Annotated in this window: 17 protein-coding genes; all 17 read right to left on the bottom strand. The window is 38.3% G+C overall.

Annotated features, from left to right (window positions below):
* Positions 1–65 precede the first annotated feature (65 nt).
* Entirely contained in the window at positions 66–1,217 is a 1,152-nt protein-coding gene (locus M5J74_RS12990; RefSeq protein ID WP_015154514.1) for a hypothetical protein, read from the bottom strand.
* An 80-nt stretch (positions 1,218–1,297) separates the two neighbouring features.
* Positions 1,298–2,479, bottom strand: a complete 1,182-nt coding sequence (locus tag M5J74_RS12985) for a polysialyltransferase family glycosyltransferase (RefSeq protein WP_250016906.1) — start codon at positions 2,477–2,479, stop codon at positions 1,298–1,300.
* 35 nt (positions 2,480–2,514) lie between these two features.
* Entirely contained in the window at positions 2,515–3,048 is a 534-nt protein-coding gene (locus M5J74_RS12980) for an HAD family hydrolase (protein ID WP_015154512.1), read from the bottom strand.
* Positions 3,035–3,886 (bottom strand): 3-deoxy-8-phosphooctulonate synthase, encoded by an 852-nt coding sequence (kdsA, locus tag M5J74_RS12975; protein ID WP_015154511.1) that lies wholly within the window; start codon positions 3,884–3,886, stop codon positions 3,035–3,037. The genes M5J74_RS12980 and kdsA overlap by 14 nt, the downstream gene beginning before the upstream one ends.
* 391 nt (positions 3,887–4,277) lie before the next feature.
* On the bottom strand, positions 4,278–5,249 hold the full coding sequence (locus M5J74_RS12970) for a glycosyltransferase family 8 protein (RefSeq protein WP_015154510.1): 972 nt from the start codon (positions 5,247–5,249) through the stop codon (positions 4,278–4,280).
* Positions 5,250–5,308: 59 nt separating this feature from the next.
* Positions 5,309–6,799 (bottom strand): glycosyltransferase, encoded by a 1,491-nt coding sequence (locus M5J74_RS12965; protein ID WP_250016905.1) that lies wholly within the window; start codon positions 6,797–6,799, stop codon positions 5,309–5,311.
* Positions 6,800–6,898: 99 nt separating this feature from the next.
* Entirely contained in the window at positions 6,899–7,675 is a 777-nt protein-coding gene (gene kdsB / locus M5J74_RS12960) for a 3-deoxy-manno-octulosonate cytidylyltransferase (protein ID WP_015154508.1), read from the bottom strand.
* A 36-nt stretch (positions 7,676–7,711) separates the two neighbouring features.
* Positions 7,712–8,704 (bottom strand): SIS domain-containing protein, encoded by a 993-nt coding sequence (locus M5J74_RS12955; RefSeq protein ID WP_015154507.1) that lies wholly within the window; start codon positions 8,702–8,704, stop codon positions 7,712–7,714.
* 66 nt (positions 8,705–8,770) lie between these two features.
* Positions 8,771–9,637 (bottom strand): glycosyltransferase, encoded by an 867-nt coding sequence (locus M5J74_RS12950; RefSeq protein ID WP_250016904.1) that lies wholly within the window; start codon positions 9,635–9,637, stop codon positions 8,771–8,773.
* A gap of 202 nt (positions 9,638–9,839) precedes the next feature.
* Positions 9,840–10,682, bottom strand: coding sequence for a hypothetical protein (locus M5J74_RS12945; RefSeq protein WP_127023908.1), 843 nt, complete (start codon positions 10,680–10,682; stop codon positions 9,840–9,842).
* A 165-nt stretch (positions 10,683–10,847) separates the two neighbouring features.
* Positions 10,848–11,906, bottom strand: a complete 1,059-nt coding sequence (locus M5J74_RS12940) for a bifunctional 2-polyprenyl-6-hydroxyphenol methylase/3-demethylubiquinol 3-O-methyltransferase UbiG (protein ID WP_250016903.1) — start codon at positions 11,904–11,906, stop codon at positions 10,848–10,850.
* Complete coding sequence (locus tag M5J74_RS12935) at positions 11,903–12,919, bottom strand: methylenetetrahydrofolate reductase (protein ID WP_250016901.1); 1,017 nt, start codon at positions 12,917–12,919, stop codon at positions 11,903–11,905. Before M5J74_RS12935 ends, M5J74_RS12940 begins: the two co-directional genes overlap by 4 nt.
* Positions 12,916–14,157 (bottom strand): methionine adenosyltransferase, encoded by a 1,242-nt coding sequence (gene metK / locus M5J74_RS12930; protein ID WP_106217078.1) that lies wholly within the window; start codon positions 14,155–14,157, stop codon positions 12,916–12,918. Before metK ends, M5J74_RS12935 begins: the two co-directional genes overlap by 4 nt.
* A gap of 207 nt (positions 14,158–14,364) precedes the next feature.
* Positions 14,365–15,501 (bottom strand): dTDP-glucose 4,6-dehydratase, encoded by a 1,137-nt coding sequence (gene rfbB, locus M5J74_RS12925; protein WP_250016899.1) that lies wholly within the window; start codon positions 15,499–15,501, stop codon positions 14,365–14,367.
* An 85-nt stretch (positions 15,502–15,586) separates the two neighbouring features.
* Positions 15,587–16,486: a glycosyltransferase gene (locus M5J74_RS12920; protein WP_015154500.1), complete on the bottom strand. Its 900-nt coding sequence runs from the start codon at positions 16,484–16,486 to the stop codon at positions 15,587–15,589.
* A 186-nt stretch (positions 16,487–16,672) separates the two neighbouring features.
* Positions 16,673–18,475, bottom strand: coding sequence for a heterocyst formation ABC transporter subunit HepA (gene hepA, locus M5J74_RS12915; RefSeq protein ID WP_084739210.1), 1,803 nt, complete (start codon positions 18,473–18,475; stop codon positions 16,673–16,675).
* Positions 18,476–18,857: 382 nt separating this feature from the next.
* Positions 18,858–20,132, bottom strand: coding sequence for a glycosyltransferase family 4 protein (locus M5J74_RS12910; RefSeq protein WP_250016898.1), 1,275 nt, complete (start codon positions 20,130–20,132; stop codon positions 18,858–18,860).
* Between the last annotated feature and the right edge of the window lie 248 nt (positions 20,133–20,380).

The raw sequence follows: 20,380 nt of genomic DNA, 5'->3' as shown, positions 1-20,380 counted from the left end.
GTTGAGATAGCTAAACTCGAAGCATATATGCAAATAGCTCAATTTCATTAATAAATTTTAGATTGCTAATATGGGTGTAATCTCTTACTTTTTGAAGGCAAACTTAAAATCAAGATAAAAAGCGTGAGTGTTGCTCCTTGTAAAGAGCTATGTAAAAATAAAGTAAAAGTCAAATATGAATAAATATATTTAAAATTATCTTTATGATAAAATCGCATGACGACTCTTACAAAACCGAAAAAATATAAGCAACTAAAGGGAACCCCAGTATATGCAAAAACTTCAAGAAATGATTGATGTATTAATAAACGAAGTGGTTGAAACACGCTTGCATAAGTATCTCTATAACCCTGAAAAGCTAGTATTGGATTGTTCAAATAAGATTGAATTAAAAAAACGTTGGCTTCAAATCTATCTAAATTAGAACTATCATTAAAAGAACTAAAAGAAAATAGACGACTAGCTCCACTATCGTATAATAAACTAGAAGTTTCTACGTTTGTAATCCAATAATAGCTGAGTAATATTACTAGAAAATTAACAGTTATAAAAATATAAGCAAAGTGAATTTTGCTGAGTATTTTTGAAAATGGAGCTTCAAATAACAAAATCAAAAAGAAGACGCATATACTAATAAAATAGTTCCGACTAAGGAATAAACCTACACAAAGAAGCGATAAAACTATGCCAATCCTAAATTTATTTTTATAACAAAAGAAGAAAAATAACAACATAAATAATCCCGATATGTTGTGATCCCCAACACTTAAGGTAATCCTTGCTACACCATCAAAAAACTGGTTTCTATACACAACTAGTTGATAAAGAATTGAAGGCAAACAAATCCAATATAATATAGTAAGATAGTTTCTTTTAAGTAATGTAGGTTTATTATCATTAAAACCAATCAGAATAAAGCATATAGGTAGCGTGTATCTAAACAAAACCAAAGATGACACTGGTAATGAAGAAGCTATTAAAATCAAACACACAATTATAGTGTCTATAAGCTTTATCTTGGTCTTATAAACAATAAGTTGTAAAATTAAAATAAAAGCAATTATTGGTAAAAATAGTTTGGCATGTGGAAAAAAAGATCTAAATGGAATTACAAATATAACTACCAAGCAGTATAAAATCAAAGCATATCGAAAGTAATTCAATTGTTCGCGTATACCACCTGCTTTTGTCGAGTTAATTCTTTTGCTTATTTCCATAGTCTTTTAGAATGATAGAAGAAGTCTTGAAGAATACAATAGATTGCATGACTAATCTTAAACTTAATGGGGCGATCGCCCTATATCTGTTGAAGTAAGTAATTAAGCTCTAATTCATGCTGTATTCTTTTATTGACTTGTTCGTCATAGAATGATTGATGTGTAATCTCACTGCCAAAACCGATAATGCAAGGAAGATTAAAAAGAAATTTTAAAGATAAACAAGCAGAACTAAATGCAAATATTTTTATATCGCAATGAGGGACTAAGTTTCGATCCAAAAATACTTCCATCAAAAAGAGTTCAAAAGGGAGAAAAAACCAACTTAGCTCAGAAATTACTATCACTTCTGAAAAGAGTCTATTTAGGCTATATTGTAATTTTTCTATTTTAACTGCGCTATCTCTTGGATGTGGCTTGATTATCAAAATTGTATTATCTTCTCGTTTATGAATTTTAAGGAAATTTTGATATGCACTAATTTCATTTTCCTCAGACATTCTAGTTGCCTCAGAAAAATTTGAGGTCAGTAAAATGGATACAGAGTTGTTTACAAGCTTTGTATGCAGGTTATTAATGTAATCTGAGTCTACGACCTTTCCGACAACTCCTCTTAATCTTTGGAAAATATTAAGGGTAACTGCTTTGTTTACCGTAACCACTTTCATAGGAGGAGACGCGCTCAAAGTATTAAAATTAGATATTGTGAAATAACCAACATCAAAATTTATTTCGTCGATCGAGTTTTTGGTAGATATAAATGATTTTAATAATCGCTTTAATTTATAATTTAAACTTCTTGGTTCAACTTGAAGAACAGTAGAAGAAGCTGAAAGATATAATCCAATACTATCTCCATAGCAGATTTTTTTAGCCGATTCATAAACATTTAGCAAAAGTCGATCCCAGATATCGTAGTTTTTACTCAGATAAATTTCATCTGCTGATGAAATACCGGTTAATTTATGAACTAAAGAGAAGACTTGCTGAATATTTGAAAGATTTAGCCTCACAAGATTTAGTTTTGCCTGGAGTGCCTGCATTTGCTCGGGCTGGATATACACAATTTTCTGCCAAGTGCAGACTTCTTCTGCCATCTTTTTGATGAAATTAGCAAATGTATTACTCTGATTTTCAGGAGTTCTAAGGTCGTAAATCACTAAGTAGTTATCATATTCAACGTTCGTACCTTGTTGCTCTTTCTCTCGGCAAGTCAGCGCTGATAGAGCCGTGATGAGTTGAATGCTACCCTGGCAAGCCACAAGTCGCTTTAGCTTTGTTGGAGTGTACATCTTCTTCAAGCACAAATAAACTGATTTTTGAAGTTTAAACGAGAGTTTATCAAAAGGTCGCAGATTTCTCTAACTGCACCTTGCCCACCAGACTTTCTAGTAACGTATATAGCGCGAGCTTTGTTCTCAGGCATGGCATCAGCAACTGTAAAAGGACACCCTACCGCTTGTAATACTGGAAGGTCGTTGTCATCATCCCCAACATAAGCAACTTCAGACAAAGATATGCTTAGTTGTAAGCACAAATCTTTGAGGACAGACAACTTATCTTCTACATTAATAAAACTATGAGTAATTCCTAATTTTTGAGTTCGATGGAGTGTTGACTTTGAAGAGTTAGCCGAGATTATAGCTACTTCTACACCAAATTGCATCAATTTCTTCAATCCTTGACCATCTTTGATGTTGAACTTCTTGAGTTCTTCTCCACTCTCTGTGTAATAAAGACCACCATCTGTCAACACGCCATCTACATCTAGTGCTAGAAGCTTAATCTTTAATAGACGCGATTGCAGCTCAGGCTCACTAATTTTTAGCATTGAATTCAGGTTGGCTAGCAACTTCTAAACCGGCACGGACACATAGTATTTGTTTAAGAATATGTTCGAGATTTACTAAAGGGATCATGTTTGGTCCATCGCTAGGCGCTAAGTCAGGGTTGGCATGAATTTCCATAAACAGTGCATCGATACCAACAGCCGCTGCTGCTCTCGCTAAGTAGGGAATGAATTGCCTTTGCCCTCCTGATTTGCTACCTTGTCCTCCTGGTAATTGCACGCTATGGGTGGCATCGAAGACAACAGGATAATTAAAACTCCGCAATTGAGGCAAGGAGCGAAAATCTACCACTAGACTGTTGTAACCAAAGCTCGTACCTCGCTCGGTTAATAGAATACGCTTTGTCCCACCAGCTTCTAGTTTGCTAATGACATGTTTCATATCCCAAGGAGCGAGAAACTGACCTTTTTTGACATTAATAGCTCGACCCGTAGCAGCTGCTGCAAGTAACAAATCCGTTTGACGGCAGAGAAAAGCCGGAATTTGCAACACGTCAACAACCTCAGCTACAGTTGCCGCTTGATAACTTTCGTGAATGTCTGTCAAAGTCGGCACTCCGATTCTATCTTTGACCAGTTGCAAAATTTCTAGCCCTGCCTCTAGAGAATGACCTCGAAATGAGTCTAACGATGTACGATTTGCTTTATCAAAAGAAGATTTAAATACAAAAGAAATACCCAAGCGATCGCATATTTGGCGAATTTTTTCTGCCATTTTTAAGGTAAAATATTCTGATTCAATAACGCAAGGACCACCAATTAGAGTTAATGGATAGCCGTCACCAATTGAAAGGTTGTCTGTAATTTGTGTACAAACCATAAACTGCTCTCTTTTTTTAGATAGCGATTAGACAAATTTTTTAGGTGATAGCCATCCTTCGTTTCAAAAGGTAACACCTTAAAAAAATTAATATTTGTGTTTGTTTTAAAATGACTAAATAGCAATTTAAGCGTAACTATTACATACAGTTTAAATTCATGCTTACAACCAAAGTTTAACCTAAACGAATTGATTTTTAAACTAAAAGAAGCCGCCAAAAACGAACAACTGCAATATCTATATGCTGATTTAATAGCAGAAGTTTGTCGATATGGAAAAGTTCAGTTTTTTTATCCGAACATTAAAAATACTTCTCAAGCGCTCGAATCTGAACATAGACAATAACTTGATGTACTCGCTTGAGCTAATTTGATGCGCGTAAGGTTTCTAATTACCGTGAAAGAGATAGATGCCATGCAAAACTCTTGAGCAGAGATTTTATGTTTTCTCTAAATCGTCGTAAGCCTAACCTTATTATGTACTTCAATGGTTTTTTAGGTCGCCAACCCGACCAAGATGTCATATCGAGATACTGAAAGAACAAATCTTTAGCTGGATGTTCGCAGTAGTAATGCCAAGGCTTGATAGCGGTTGCAAAATGAACAATATAAGGCTGTTGAATCACAGATTTATACATCTCTTCAGTAAAAGGACTGTCTTTCCACGATCGATATTTATACACGCTAGGAGTTTGATTCCACCGTGGATCGAGTTCTCTCCATTTACCTGCAAGAACTGCATTTACTCCATCTTGATCCCAGTTTAAAACATGTTCTTTATTCTGCTCAAGATATTCAATGGCTTGAGTGCTGATATTTTCTGTTCGCCACTTTTCCAAGTTAAATACCATCACCCCAGCGTTTAAATACTTGGAATGAGGAGGAATTCCTAATTCTTGATAGTTATGAAGTCCACCGCGAGGATTTGATACTTCACGTATTCCCATATCTTGAACTGCTAGTAGATAGCTGTTGTCAATCTCTATAGCCCATAATTTTTGTAAATCTTCGTTGACAACTAAGTCACAGTCTAAATAAATAACCTTCTCGATATGCTGCGGTAATAGATCGGGAATAAGTAACCGATAGTAAGTTGCAACCGTCACATGACCTGAAACTTTCACTTTACTGAGAATAGCGTCAGTAGGCTGCAACCATTCAATCATAATTTGTTGTGAGTCCAGCGATTTTAATATTTTCTGTTTATTAACTTCTTGAATACCACCATCAATTACAAAACAAGTTATTCTTTGTGAAGTTTTAAGATTTACAAGTATAGATTTGAGCGTTACAGATAAGGGAATTACATAATTATTATCAGCAGCACATACGACTACAATAGATTCTGTATCTGAAGAAATCATTGTATTATCCTTAATAGTTAATTTTCTGACGATCGCGTAGGTGTATGTACTTCACTCATTTAGCCTTTCCTCATATTAATTGTATGAACTAAATTTTTAACTAATTGCTTGATCCCACCTGAACTGTTGTTCAGAGGATTATTATAGTCTTCTATATCAGAATAGCGGAACAATTCTAAGTTAAGCTTTTTCGTTCGGGATAAAGTTTGATTTTCTTCAAACTGCCGTTGATAAGCTAGGTAAGTGCGGTTGTCTCTTTCGACAAATTGAGTAGGTACTAATCCTTTAGATTTGAGCAACGAATTCAATTTTTTTTGTTTTATACTAGAAGAACTACCTAAAGCTAGAAATAAACTACAGCCAGATAGGCATGGGTTGAGTTGCTCGATCAGATGCTCTAAATCTGAAACTTCATTAGGTAGGTCTATTATGATTACTTCAAAATCTTTTGTAGTATTAGCAAGCTCTTGTGATGAATCGACCGACGTAATCTGAAATTTAGGCAAGTCGGATAAATCTGCAATTAGCAATTCATTTTTACCTCTATAATAAAGCAGATCGATTTCAAAGTTTAATCTGTGGACTTCCTGTAGTAATTCATAAATTTTTAATCTTGAATATAGATTATTTGTATTAATTGTTCTGTTAAAAATATTAGTGACTCTTACATCATCTTGAGCTGAAAAAATAGATGGAATACTTTTGCCATCAAAAACGATTTGATTAAATTTTTCTACAAGAATTTCAGGATGATATTTTGCCATAAATAGTTCATGCCCTTGTCGGGCAATCTCTGCTGCCGCATCAGGATGACTGAGGTAGTATTTTATCTTGTCGAGTAGTTCTTGCTTGGAGCCGTAACACTCTAAATGTACTCCTTCTTGAAATAGCAAAGGAAGACCAGATTGTAGAGCGAGGCGATCGGTTAGTAAAAAACCTCCTACCATGAGTACTTCATAAACCCGTCGATTCAGATCTCCATTTAAACTACAATTCAGCACGATTTTGGACTGAACGTATATATCTAAACATTCTGCATAAGGACTTCCACTAAAATCTACATTTATTTCGGCTTCCTGTAAAAACTTTAAGAATTCACGACGATGGTAGTGGTTACTATCGACAGCACCTCGAAAGATTACATCGTAAGTTTTGTCTTTCACCGATTCTGGTACATAAGGAGGAATTGAGATCGCTCCTGGCATCCAAAATACATTCGGTAAACCAGCTTCAACAAAAAAATGAATGTGATGGCGAGTATAGCCCGTCCAATGATATTGACAGCCCACCAACTTAGCGTACTCAATCAAGTTTTGAATTGGGCGAGGCATATGATGGCTATCAATTAGCTTCATCACTGATGGACAAGTTAAGCTAGGAATTCCCACAGGGATCGGTGGATTCTGTACCAGCATTAGAGTCGAACTGATGGAAACTAGATCGGGCCACCACCCAGACGGTAACTGTTTTAAAATTAGATCGATCTTAAACTTACCATGAGGTAGAGCGATCGCCTTCCCTGCTTCAATAGCTTCAACAGGTGGGTCCATGCAAGCATAAATGTTGCTTTGGTTCTCGGGTATAAAACCATTGTCACGAGGATAGTACTTTGACAGTGTCAGAACTTTAATTGTTTTACTAGAACTCATTTATTCAGCCTCTAAAATTTTGGCTTTGATTGCATCGGTCTGAACTGGAATGGCTTTTTTAGCTAGCAATACCTGAACCTGTAACAGATCCTCTGGCGTATTGATTTCAGTTGTAGATGTTTGAGTGTGGCAGACAGTAATTCGATAACCATGCTCTAAAACACGTAGTTGCTCTAACCCTTCACAATCTTCTAGTGGTGTAGGCGCTAATTTGGTATACTTTGCTAAAAAATCACGCCTGAAAGCATAGAGTCCCAGATGATGAAAGACGGGTGCTGGTTTATGGTTGCGATAGTAAGGTATTGGCGCACGAGAGAAATAAAGAGCGCGATCGCGACGATCGCATAGTACCTTAACCGCGTTAGGATCGCCGTAGTCTTTCTCTGCTAGAGGACAAGCTAGAGTGGTCATGTCTGGCGATTCACCGCGCAAATAAGGTTTGACTAGCTGTGTTAGCATTTGCGGAGTGACGAACGGTTGATCGCCCTGAACGTTAGCGATCGCAGTCATCTCAGGATAACGTTCCGCTACCTCCGCCACTCGGTCTGTCCCTGTAGCATGGTCAGTACGAGTCATCTCCACAACACCGCCAAAACTCCAGACGCACTCTGCTATATCTGCATTATCCGTAGCTACCACAACTTGACTAAATGAAGGACAACTGATTGCCGCTTCATAAACCCATTGCAGCATGGGGCGATCGCCAATCTTTACCAAGGGTTTACCAGGAAAGCGCTGTGAGTTGTAACGAGCTGGAATCACTGCCAAAATTTTCATTTCAACTATTCCCAGAAGCGAAACATCAAGCAGTTTTTAGAGACCGCTACGCACAATATCATGCAGCCTCAGCAGACCAAGGCATTGCTGTTCTCGATCGACCACTGGTAACACGGAAAGCTGGTGAGGTCGATTTTCCATTAGTTGCAGTGCGTCATAAGCAAGGAGATCGGCAGAAACTACCGTTGGATTGCTTGTCATCATCGTCCCTGCGCTTAGCGTCTCTATATTAGTAAGGCTGACCTTCTGCAACCAACGCCGTAAGTCTCCATCTGTGATAATGCCGACTAGATATCCTGTACCATCAACGACATTCACCGCGCCAAGACCACCTTCACTAATCGCACGCAGCACTTCAAACCAAGATGCTTGTGGTACGACTTTGGGATTATCCGAACCACCATGCATCAGATCGCAAACTCTTAAAGTTAGACGTTTACCTAAGCGTCCTGCGGGATGATTGAAAGCAAAATCTTGTGAAGTGAAACCCTTAACTTGGATCAGTGTCATTGCCAATGCATCCCCAAGTGCTAAGGAAACTGTAGTACTCGTTGTCGGTGCTAAGTTGAAAGGACAAGCCTCTTTGTCAACAGATGTATCCAATGCAACATCGGCACTACGAGCGAGGGTTGACTTGAGATTGCCAACCAAGGCAATGAAAGGGATCTGTCGATATTTAAGATATGGTAGTATGTCTAGTATCTCGTCTGTCTCTCCACTGTTACTCAGAATTATAGCGACATCCCCAGCAGAAACAATTCCTATATCTCCATGCAGAGCATCAGACGGGTGCAAGTAAACTGCTAGTATCCCCGTGCTAGTGAGGGTAGCTGCAATTTTTCGTGCCACAATTCCTGACTTGCCAACACCGATCGCCACGACTTTGCCTTGACAATTAGCCAATAGCTGTACTGCTTGTTCGACCTGTTCCGACTGAAGCCGATGCGCCACACGAGCGATCGCTTCCGCTTCTAATTTCAGGAGTTCGGTAACTTGTTTGAGGTAAGGCTGACTCAATATTTGTTGCATCATTAACCTGCGGCTATAAAAAGCCCATATGAGATTTGAGAGAGTACAAGTTTGAGAGAGGACAAGTTAAGCTGGCTGATTAAAAACGCCAAGTCGTCTCCGATTTTCTGCAAGCAGTGGCTTCATGAAGTGAAAAGCTTTTTTGAGAAAATTTACCGAACTTCCTACCGCTGAGAAGTTACCTTTTAATAAATTGCGTCTGACATAGCCTCTATCTATACTCAATTTGATATCCTTTACAGTAATGTAGCCAGATTCCAGAGCTTCTTTAAAATAGTCAAACCATAACTCACCGTAAGGATGATTTTGATACTTCCACGGTTGAGTGTGGAGATTTGTATAGTGGATCAGATGAGTGCGTCGATCCCAATAGTCGAAAACATTCCAGTGAGGATCGAGTGTAGCAATTCTATAGGAATGACGCTCTAGAAAAGCCTGACTCATACCTGTAAAATCTGTCATAGAATAGAAGCCGCGATCGATTTCATCTAGAATTAATTCAAGATCGAATCGGCACTTATCGCAGTTAATTAGCATAACGCTAAGTCCCCAGAGATCGGTTCCAGCATAAGCATCTTTTTTTGCTAGAAAATCGTAATCTGATACAGGAGTTTCAAAGAGTGTCCCAATATCTGTAAGACAAATAGTATCCGAATCGAGATAAATTGCCTTACCTTGAAAATTACAAATTTCTGGAATTAAATAGCGGTAAAGACTAAATTCAGTTATATTTTGATATTTAACCTTTAAAGACATTGGAGCTAGAAAAGGCTCTCCGTCATTTAATTCAATTGAGTTATGCGTCCCATTAAAAACATAAACATCAAGAGGTTTTTGGGTGTTTTTACGAAGAGAATGAATCAGGGTTCTACGCTCCAAAAGACTTGCTTCACCAGAGCCAACAAAAACTCTTACTCGCTCATCTTGTGTCATAATAGACTCTCTTTACTAGAGCTTGAATAAATTGAGTTTGAAAAAACCATGCAATGCTTAATAAATCTATAGTGACCTAAAAATCGTAAAGATTTATTCTAGATTGATAGTAATTTATGCTTTAACAATTTATTAGATTGAAATACATGTTTTCTAAAATTTGTTTTTTATATTCTTTATATAATGCTTTGAAAGCAAAAAATTATAAGAGTGCTTGAAACAAAGAAGACCATTGTGATATAACTCTATCTTTATTGTACTTCATGCTAATGTATTTTTGTGCTTGAGCAATGTGTTGATGCCGTAACTCTTTATTTGTTGCATAAGTGTATAAACTATTCTGCCAGTCAGAAAATAAAATAAAATCGCGAAACTCTTCATAGCTAGGAATCTTATCTGCAATAACAGGAACCCCTAACAGAAGAGACAAAATCAGACGATTGTTTGATTTACAAATTGTAAAAGGATTAATATTAATTGGGATGATACATACGTCATGTTGTTTGAACAAATATTGGAATGTAGCTTTTTTCCAGTTATAATATTTTACGGGGAATGAAACTCCATTCACATATTTCTTAAAAAGAGTTTCAGAGCTACTGATTACAGTTAAGCTTACTGGTAATGTAGAGTGTAACTCATTTAGAAATGGTAACACGCTAGGTAGATCGACTATGCCGTAGGGAGGATTTTCTAATCCTGCACTACCATACCAAACTACTTTAAATTGCTTCTCAGTAGAATTTCTAAAATAGTTCTTACGTTTAAAACAAAAATTAATCAGAGAATTTATTTGAGGTTCATCAATAGCATCATCAATAACTCGCGTCTTTTTACTATGAATTAACTTTTCAACTTCTGGAGTTGAAACGGATACTGCATCTACAGCATCAATCATGCTTTGGAGTAATTTTTCTCTTTGTCTATCTGCGGTATCAGGATAAACAAACAAGTTATCACATAAGTCAAATACGGTTTTTATACCTCTAGTTTTTAAGGACTTTGCAAGTGCTATATTTTCCTCATCATATGTTTTTTGAAACACAACTAATTGATAGCGGTCGATCTTTTTAGAGTTAAATAGTTCGCAAGACCACCCTCTATTCCTTAAATACTGGCATGGTAAAAAGCATCGAAGTCTTGAACTAGGTGTATTAATGTGTCCGACTGGTTTCCAAGCAATTGTAGGTGAAAGCATAAAGTCGTGCGATTACTTTTTTGCAAAGATATGGAATCGATCGGCTGCTTTACAGATTGCTGCAATTTTCATAGGAATGTAGAGTTGAGCAGATAGAAACTTGCGTTGCATCATAGTTTCAACTTCGTTAGAAGATATGCGACCGCGATCGCAGAGAAAATAACCTAAGCTTCTAGCAAAGTCTTTTGTAATCGATTCATGAAAAACCTTAAAATTGGAAAAATCGAGTTGAATGAGAAAATCTTTTAAGACTGGGGGAGAGTAGAGCATTATATGTCTTGGACATTCTAAGCCCCACCATTGGGAACGAAAAATTTGAGATGAAATTCCATGTGGATTTGGCACTGCAATATGTAGTATAGCCCCTGGTTTCATCTTTCGTCCGATCGCCGTTAAGACTTGTTTTGGATGATAAAGATGCTCTAGGACGTGGTTCATTCTTACAAAATCCAAGGATTCATCCTCTATTTCATTCCATACTGTTGGAGATACCTGCAAGGCTTTATGTCCATTTCGGCTAGCTTGTTCTACAGCTTGCTCTGAAAAGTCCATACCAAGAGTATCCCACCCTTGCTTGCGAGCTTCATTCAGAAATTGAGCTGAACCACAACCAAAGTCAAGTAGTTTTGCAGCTTCTCCTGTGGGTTGATAAAATTCTTGAATCTCCCTTATGAAATCCTTAAAAGGTAGAGCTTTTAAACTAGCTTTAGAAGTATTGAATGAGGCTTTGAGAATTTTACGAACATATTGATATTTTTGCCGATCGCCAAGCGATCGCTCGTTTGATAAATTTGTATCTTGTTGTAGCCGCTGATTTAGTGTTCCTTGGTATGGACCGTAATTCTCAGGGTAAAATTTATAAACTTCTGTTTCTACTGGTCTGACTGATAAGAAGACTAAATTACACTCTTTACATCTAGAATATATAAATTCTTGCTGACTACTTTTGTGCTGTCTATCGTAAGCCCTACACCAAAGTTCTAGCTTTTTGCTACTACAATTAGGACAGGCAGATATTTCCTCTGTCTCTACCAAATTTGTAGGAAAAATTAATGTTGTAGGTGCATTCATAACGTTGTCTGAAAATTATTTGTGTTGTGGCTATTTATGCGTAGTAGTGGCTCTGCTAAAGCTATCCTAGTAGTTGCTACATTCTGCACGGATTGACCTTGAGGTGAAATTTCAGCCATTTCAAGAATCTGAGGAATTAAATCTTCTCGTTTAACCGCCATGATATGAACGCCTTGGCATACTTGACGAGCTAATCGTACTTGTTCTGCTGCAATGACTATGCCTTCATGTAATGGATCGGTAGCTTGTTCCAACCGCGCAATTATTGCCTGGGGAATATTCACGCCTGGAACGTATTGATTAATGAATTGAGCATTTTTTGCAGATTTCAGTAAAAAAATTCCAGCTAAAATTGGTTTGTTAAACTTAGCCGCAATTTGACTCATAAACTTCTCTAAGCGGCTAAAGTCAACAATCATTTGGCTTTGAAAAAACTGCGCTCCTGCTGCAACCTTACGCTCAAAACGTCGTTGTAATCCCGACCAACTAGCAAGTTGTGGATCGACTGCTGCGCCTGGAAATATTTGTGTTGCTCCGTCACACAAACCTTTTCCGTTATAATCAAATCCTTGATTGAGTTTCGTAATAGTTTGTAAGAGCCTTACAGCTTCTAGATCGAAGACGCTTCGAGCTTGGGCATGATCTCCCGCTTTTACCGGATCGCCCGTGAGAGCCAAGATATTGTTAATGCCAAGAGCATTCGCCCCCATCAAATCGGCTTGAATCGCAATCAAATTGCGATCGCGGCACGTCATTTGACAGATGGGTTCAATTCCGTGCTGCAACAGAATCGTTGCCGCAGCTAAAGGACTCATTCTTAAAACTGCGCGACTACCATCTGTTACGTTAACTGCGTGAACCCAATTTTTCAGAATTGATGCCACTTCTATCATCCGAGTCGGATCGCTTCCTTTGGGAGGAGTGACCTCGGCAGTGATTAAAAACTTCCCCGATTTAACTGCTGTACGGAAGCTGTTGCGACTGTCGCGATCGGTGATATATTGCTCGGTCATGCTGACATCTGAACTGTAATAGCTTCCTGTAACTGTGGAACTTTGTCCAAGCGTTCCCAGGGTAGATCCAAATCCATTCGACCAAAGTGACCGTAGGCAGCTACATCTTGATAGAAACGACCGTTGCGTTCTTGAGGTAAACCTTGCATGTTGAAGGTATGAATTAAACCAGCAGGTCGTAGATCGAAGTGTTGATTGACCAAATTAAGCAAGTCTTCTTCGGGTAGTTTGCCCGTTCCAAAGGTATCAATCAAAATGCTCACTGGTTTGCTCATGCCGATCGCATAACTGAGCTGTACTTCACATTTATCGGCTAAGCCAGCAGCCACAATATTTTTGGCTACATAACGACAAGCATAACTTGCCGATCGATCCACTTTAGTAGGATCTTTACCCGAAAAAGCACCACCTCCGTGCCGCGAGTAGCCGCCGTAAGTATCGACAATAATTTTGCGTCCAGTGAGTCCAGAATCTCCCTGAGGTCCACCAATGACAAACTTGCCTGTAGGATTGACTAAAAAACGAGTGGAATTATCGATCTGAATATCAAGATCGGCAAATACAGGTTCGACGACTTCTAGTAGCAACCCTTGATAAATCTCTCCTAAGGTTGTTGCTTCTGAATGTTGAGTAGAAATTAGAATCGTATCTATGCCTACGGGACGACCATTCTCGTAAACAACTGTCACTTGAGTTTTACCATCAGGGCGCAAGTAAGAGAGCTTGCCAATTTTCCGTACCTTTGCCAACTGCCGAGCAAGGCGATGAGCTAAACTAATCGGCAGTGGCATCAACTCAGGAGTTTCTTTGCAAGCATAGCCAAACATGATTCCTTGATCGCCAGCGCCAATAGCACTCCAATCATCTTCGCTATCACCTTGCTCGTACTCCTGCGCTTTGTTGACCCCTTGAGCAATGTCTGGTGACTGTTCGTCTAGAGCAACTAATATCGAACAGCTATTCGCAGAAAAACCATTATTTGCGTCAGTGTAACCAATCTCAGCAATTTTTTGTCGGACTAGTTTGACGTAATCCACTTTTGCTTTTGAGGAGATTTCACCTGTTACTAGTACTAAGCCAGTATTGACGACTACCTCTGCTGCCACGCGACTAGTGGGATCTTGACTTAAGTGAGCATCCAGAATTGCATCCGAAATCTGATCGCAAATTTTGTCAGGATGCCCCTCTGTTACAGACTCTGATGTGAACAAATATCTGCTCAAATTGCACGCCTCCATGTTTATACAAGTCCAATTTATGCAAGTCCAGTATTTTCATCTTGTCAGTACTCGATCGTTTCAAATCTACGAGTATTGCATACAAGAAGTACAGTTATTTTTAACTACCGTTCGACTTAAAAATAATGTATTGTTTTGATTATGGACGGGCAATTAAAACTTGTCGATACAGAAAAGTTCGGTTGGCTTACGTTCGTGTTGCGATCGCTACACAGATAAGTAGTTAGCTGTTCTATCGGTGTAATTTTGCTCGATCCAGCTTTGATAAGCTCCAGTGCGGATCTGCTCTACCCACTGAGGATGATTAATATACCACTGCACTGTTTTTAGTAAACCACTGTCAAAACTCTCGGTTGGTTTCCAGCCTAGCTCTCGATTCATTTTGGTACAGTCGATCGCATATCGGCGATCGTGTCCTGGTCGATCTTTAACAAAAGTAATTAAGGAAGAGTGAGAAAAATTAGGTTTGCCAGGTAACAATTCGTCCAAAATCGTACAAATTTTTTCCACAACCATTAAGTTTGTTTGTTCGTTCTGACCTCCAATACAGTAGGTTTCACCTACTTTTCCCTGTTGTAGAACGAGATGAAGGGCTTCACAGTGGTCGGATACGTACAGCCAGTCTCTAATGTTCTGCCCGTCACCGTATATCGGCAAAAGCTGTCCTTCCATAGCATTGAGAATCGTCAAAGGAATCAGCTTTTCGGGAAACTGGCGAGGACCGTAATTATTCGAGCAATTGGTGATTAGGGTAGGTAAACCATACGTATGGTAGTATGCCCGCACGAAGTGATCGGCTCCCGCTTTAGACGCTGCGTAGGGACTATTAGGTTCGTAAGGATTGTTTTCGCAAAAGGGTAAGTCTGTTTTACCCAACGAGCCATAAACTTCATCAGTAGACACTTGCAAAAAGCGAAATCTCTCGTGTTTGTGGAGTGGTAATTTTTGCCAATAGGCTCGGCAAGTTTCTAGTAGCTGAAGCGTACCCGTTACATTAGTCAGAGCAAAGGATAAGGGATTTAAGATTGAGCGATCGACATGGCTTTCGGCAGCAAAGTTAATGACTGCATCAGGTTGATATTGCTCTAACAAATGACTTACCAACTCTGGATCGCCAATATCACCTCTAACAAAACGGTATCCAGAATCGTTTTCTAAAGCTGTCAAATTTTGTAAATTACTGGCATAGGTCAGCTTATCTAGATTAACTACGTTATACCATTGCGCTCCTCTAGCTTGGAGGATGAAGTTTGCACCAATAAAACCAGCGCCACCTGTTACCAATACAGTTTGTGGTGTTTCCTCACTGCATCCGTGTCTTTCAGATTTAAAGAGATCGTTCATAATGCCTCTACAAAGGAGATACGTAATTCTGGGATGTCATCACTCAAAGCGATCGCTAATCTTACTAGCTATTGATATCATTTAGTTAACTCCAACGTCTTGTTAATAGTAGAAATCTAAAAGGAGACTTCAAACTCAAATTTAACTCAAGTAAATGAGTTAGTAATTGCCACCTCTTCTTATATGGTCTGTACTTTGCAAAGAAGCGCAATGCTGAAACTGTGTGTAGTAACTTCATGTAATTGAATTTTGAACTCGTACTTACCCGCTGGTACATGTGTAGCGCGTGAACTTGAGGTTGAAAGATTACCCTAAATCCATTTAGCCATGCATCCACGCACAAACTCACATCTTCAAAGTAAAGAAAAAACCTTTCATCAAATAAACCATATCTATCTACATAATCTTGTGAAACAACCATAAAAGCACCAATAGCCCAGTTAACCTCAACGGCGCTGTCTAAAGTTGGTGCTATATCGTAGTAGTACTTGAATGGATAAAAACGCTGCTGTAATCTTTCACCTAGTAAATTCCTTAGTAAAAAATAAGTAAAGGAAGGGAATTTTCGGATCGAAGGCTGAATAGATTTATCTAGGTAAAGAAGTTTAGGACAGACGATTGCAATATCATTTGCTGAATTTAATGTCGCAGTTAAGGTATTAACGATCTCGGGTTCAAATACAACGTCGGGATTGATTAAAAAGTATGTCTTACTAGGAGAAAGTTGAACGGCTTTATTGTTAGCCTTACCAAATCCTATGTTTTCATTGCTTTTAATACCTATAAAGATAGATGGATATTTATTAGCAAAGTTATCAATAATTTGAGGGCAATTATCAGAAGAAGCATTGTCATAAACTACAACTGCTCCAGTGTTTGCATAGTATTTTTGAACAGATGCAAGACAGGAATTAATTGATGCTTCCAATGTTTTATCTGAATTGTAGGAAACAATGATAAATGTTACATCACGTCTACTAGACATCAGCTATGTTCCTTTGTTCAGTCAAGTGTAGTTGCTTTCTCTCAGAAGCTGTTACCTATTCTTTTTGAGTCAAGACTCAAGTTTTTATTGCTCATTATTTAATAAAAATAGCCTTGCTACTCTACCTACTCAAACACTAGATTTGATTTTGTATGAGTTTAACTGTGTGAGTTTAACTGTATGAGTTCAATTCGTCTGATGTTGCATCTGATGATACTTCCAAAGCTTACCGCGTCGTTCTAATAACTCTTTATATGTTCCCTGCTCTACAATTTGTCCCTGCTCTAGCACGACCACCTTATCAGCACGGACAATTGTAGAGAGTCGATGAGCGATCGCAATTACTGTTCGACCTACAGCAAGTTGTTCTATAGACTCCTGAATTAATCGCTCAGCTTCGGAGTCTAGCGCACTCGTCGCTTCATCCAAGATCAGAATTTCTGGGTTGCGCAGTAAGGCACGAGCAATTGCAATCCGCTGCCGTTGACCTCCAGAGAGCCTAACTCCTCGATCTCCTAACTGTGTATCGAAACCTTCAGGCAGGTTTTGGATAAACTCTAGTGCATTAGCAAGTTGAGCCGCTTTTTGAATCGCAGCTTCATCAACATCTTCCATAGCGTAAGCAATATTGTTACGGACAGATGTATTAAAAATAAACGTATCTTGACTTACCATAGCTATCTTACGCCGCAACGTATTGATGTCGAAATCTTGCAAATCGACTCCATCAATCAGAATCTTGCCTCTTGTAGGATCGTAAAAACGGGGAAGAAGATCCGCTATGGTGGACTTACCCGCACCAGAAGCACCAACTAATGCTGTCATCTGTCCTCGCTTCATTGTTAAAGTGATATCTTTTAGCACTAGTTGATGAGGATTGTAGGCAAAATCTACAGCAACAAATTCAATGCATTGCTTTAATCCTAAAAATTGAATTGTCCCATTTTGTAAATAAGGTTTGTCATCAGTTTTCAAGAGCTGCTTAATACTATTTAATGAGCCTTGAAAGCTATTAACATGCGCCCAAGCTGCATTGATCTGTGCCACCACTGGTGCAGTCCGTAATAAAACAAATAAAAATGCTAGTAGTGAGGCTATTTCTAACCTATCACTTGCCACAAAAACTGCAACTGCTGCAATTAGCATAACTAGAAGAATAGTACTAGCTACAGCTTCAGTAATCGGTTGTACTAGTGCTGAGGCAGCTGCGGATTTAGCATGAGTACGCATCAATTCCGTAGTCGCTTTGTTAAACCGCTGAAACTCAAAATCATAAGCCGCAAACACCTGAACAGTACGAACGCCGGTAATATATTCCATTACCATTGACATGAAGTAGTGAGTAGATGTTACAGCCTCAAAACTAGCTTCTCTTACCCGTTTGACTAGTGTAGCTAAACCTGTTGCTAGTAGAACAAACATCAGAATCGAAATAACTGTCAGTTGCCAAGACAGCCAAAACATCGATAGCGTATACACTAATAAAGTAAAGCCTTTAGAAATTAAGGCAGAAGCCACACCAACAGCTAATCTAAGTTGGTTAGCTTCGCCGTAAATGTTATTAATTAACTCGCCTGCACGCTTTTTCAGAAAAAAACTCAAACTTAGCTTTTGGAACTGATCGAAAATCCGTTTCCGTATACAATTTGCTAGATGTAGTTCGGCAAGCGTAGTTGTGAAGTTACCTAGATATACAAAGCTGAAACGCAGCCAAACAGTGAGAAAAATTAAGATAGCTACTCGATAAAGGCGGCTGGAAGCTGATGAGTTTATCCCTAAAACCCAAAGATCAAACCAATCAACTCCTATTTTAATTGGTGAAGCATCAGGAGTAGTAAACGTTTGCAGAAAAAGCGTGATAAAACCAATCGTAATTCCTTCAAAGACTGCTGCAAATAACGAAAAGATTATTGCTGATATAGCAATTTTACGAAAGTGCTTGAATTCTCGTAAGATAAAGTAGTTATTTCGCCATAAGCTTGTTCTCATCAAAATTGTAGAAATCGGAGTAGGTAATTTAAGATCCACGTGCTTTCTCGTTTAAGTTTCAAACTATTTCTCTATCTACCTCAATCATTCATTGAGCGAACTGTACCAATTAATTTTTCTTGGTAGTTTTAAAAGTAGTACTAGACTTTCAAGCTCTAAGTTATGTCAAGTTATCTAGCCTTTCTTTTTGAATTACAAACATCTCATTATTGTTGCCAATAACCAATCTTTTACGACTCCTATACATAGATTGTTCTACAAAAATACAATTAAAATTACAAACTCCTGAAAAGTACGAAACTTCAGCCATCAGCTATCAACAATTTGTTAAATTAAAATATTTGGAAAACAGTATTTAACTATCTATGTTTAGATTTCAGCTTTATCCAATTGCAATCCGATCGCGAATATTTTCATCAATAACTTTTGCAAAAAGTTCTATATAACGACGTGCTTGTATTTCTAAAGAAAACTCTTGTTCTGCTTTTGTACGAGCAGATTGACGTAAATTTTGGTAGCGATCTCTATCTTCCAGTATCCAAGAAATACCCCGAGCCAAACTTTCGACTTCCAATTTTTGAGCTAAGTAACCATTTTTTTGGTGATCGATCAGATCGGGCATACCACCAATATTAAAAGCTACGCATGGAGTACCACAGGCAATCGCTTCCATTATAGTATTTGGTAAGTTGTCTTGAATTGATGGAGCCACAAAAACATCTGCTGCTGCATAAATTAGTGCGAGTGAAAGGTCGTCACTAAAATTTCCTAAATAGTGAGACTTGAAACCCAATTCAACTGAATTTTCAGGTTGAGAAGAACCAAAAACAACTAGCTCTACTGTATCTTGCCATCCAGATTGACTCAGTTTTTGTAGAGCAGCTTGAAGTAGATGAAAACCCTTTCTAGGTTCGCTAGTCGATTCTACCGCACCAAAGAGAATAAGTTGCTTGTCTTGTGGCAGGTTGAGTATTTCTCGTGCTACGCCTCGCTCGACTGGTTTGTACTTTTGAGTATCTAAGCTATTAGGAATTACTTCTATTCGCAGATCTTTAAACAAAGAGCTTGATTTAGCACATTTAGCTAACCAAATACTGGGAGCAACAATGGTTAAGTCTAATTCCTTCCATGCTTTTGCTTTACGTTGCCATATCCAATGAGAGAGATCGTGCGGATTATTGCTGTGAAGTTGGAAGCAAGATCCACAAGAACTAGTATAGCGATCGCAGCCTTGACTATAATGACAACCTCCAGTAAACGCCCACATATCGTGGATAGTCCAGACTAAAGGTAATTTGAATTTAGCAAGGCTCTCAATACTTAAATAGCCACCACAATTCCAATGAAGATTAATTACGTCAAGGCAGAGATGCTTTAATTTTGATTCGAGCGCGTCTGGAAGCCACTGACAAGAAAAGATGTTGCAGTTACGCTTGGGGTAAAATTGCAATGGTAGACCATCCAGATTCGGTCTCAATCTGTTAACCCACTTCCCAAACTTATTTGAAGGTTCGAGAACTGTTTTATCATTACTAGACTTATACTGTACCATCATTTTAGAGTTCAAGCCACCACTTTGCAAACCTAAATGTAAGCGATAAGCAGCGCGAGCAGCTCCACCATTAAGATCGAAAGTACTGAGAACTAGAGTGTTCATTAGATTTTATAAGTAAATATCTATTACATACTGACGGGTTGTGCTGATATGAATTTTCTTAAATATCCGAACACTTTGATTTGCTGACACGCATCAACTCATACTATTCGTCGATCGGCAATTACAACAAAAATCTAACTTATACAACACTCTCGCAATCAATCCAATTAGGAGCTATTGTTATCTATTTTGCAATAGGTCGCTTTATAGACATAAATAGTGTAGCTCCTTGAATTATCATCTATTAT

The organism is Chroococcidiopsis sp. CCNUC1 (genome assembly GCF_023546805.1).
In the GTDB taxonomy this organism is placed as follows: domain Bacteria; phylum Cyanobacteriota; class Cyanobacteriia; order Cyanobacteriales; family Chroococcidiopsidaceae; genus Chroococcidiopsis; species Chroococcidiopsis thermalis.
Note: the sequence above shows the minus strand (reverse complement) of the source record. Positions and strands in the feature narration are given on the sequence as shown.

What these genes read in the sequence shown, in the direction of transcription:
- M5J74_RS12990 (WP_015154514.1), bottom strand. Translation starts at nt 1,217, where the DNA reads ATGGAAATAAGCAAAAGAATTAACTCGACAAAAGCAGGTGGTATACGC.
- M5J74_RS12980 (WP_015154512.1), bottom strand. Translation starts at nt 3,048, where the DNA reads ATGCTAAAAATTAGTGAGCCTGAGCTGCAATCGCGTCTATTAAAGATT.
- kdsA (WP_015154511.1), bottom strand. Translation starts at nt 3,886, where the DNA reads ATGGTTTGTACACAAATTACAGACAACCTTTCAATTGGTGACGGCTAT.
- M5J74_RS12970 (WP_015154510.1), bottom strand. Translation starts at nt 5,249, where the DNA reads ATGATTTCTTCAGATACAGAATCTATTGTAGTCGTATGTGCTGCTGAT.
- M5J74_RS12965 (WP_250016905.1), bottom strand. Translation starts at nt 6,799, where the DNA reads ATGGACCCACCTGTTGAAGCTATTGAAGCAGGGAAGGCGATCGCTCTA.
- kdsB (WP_015154508.1), bottom strand. Translation starts at nt 7,675, where the DNA reads ATGAAAATTTTGGCAGTGATTCCAGCTCGTTACAACTCACAGCGCTTT.
- M5J74_RS12955 (WP_015154507.1), bottom strand. Translation starts at nt 8,704, where the DNA reads ATGCAACAAATATTGAGTCAGCCTTACCTCAAACAAGTTACCGAACTC.
- M5J74_RS12950 (WP_250016904.1), bottom strand. Translation starts at nt 9,637, where the DNA reads ATGACACAAGATGAGCGAGTAAGAGTTTTTGTTGGCTCTGGTGAAGCA.
- M5J74_RS12940 (WP_250016903.1), bottom strand. Translation starts at nt 11,906, where the DNA reads ATGAATGCACCTACAACATTAATTTTTCCTACAAATTTGGTAGAGACA.
- M5J74_RS12935 (WP_250016901.1), bottom strand. Translation starts at nt 12,919, where the DNA reads ATGACCGAGCAATATATCACCGATCGCGACAGTCGCAACAGCTTCCGT.
- metK (WP_106217078.1), bottom strand. Translation starts at nt 14,157, where the DNA reads ATGGAGGCGTGCAATTTGAGCAGATATTTGTTCACATCAGAGTCTGTA.
- rfbB (WP_250016899.1), bottom strand. Translation starts at nt 15,501, where the DNA reads ATGAACGATCTCTTTAAATCTGAAAGACACGGATGCAGTGAGGAAACA.
- M5J74_RS12920 (WP_015154500.1), bottom strand. Translation starts at nt 16,486, where the DNA reads ATGTCTAGTAGACGTGATGTAACATTTATCATTGTTTCCTACAATTCA.
- hepA (WP_084739210.1), bottom strand. Translation starts at nt 18,475, where the DNA reads ATGAGAACAAGCTTATGGCGAAATAACTACTTTATCTTACGAGAATTC.
- M5J74_RS12910 (WP_250016898.1), bottom strand. Translation starts at nt 20,132, where the DNA reads ATGAACACTCTAGTTCTCAGTACTTTCGATCTTAATGGTGGAGCTGCT.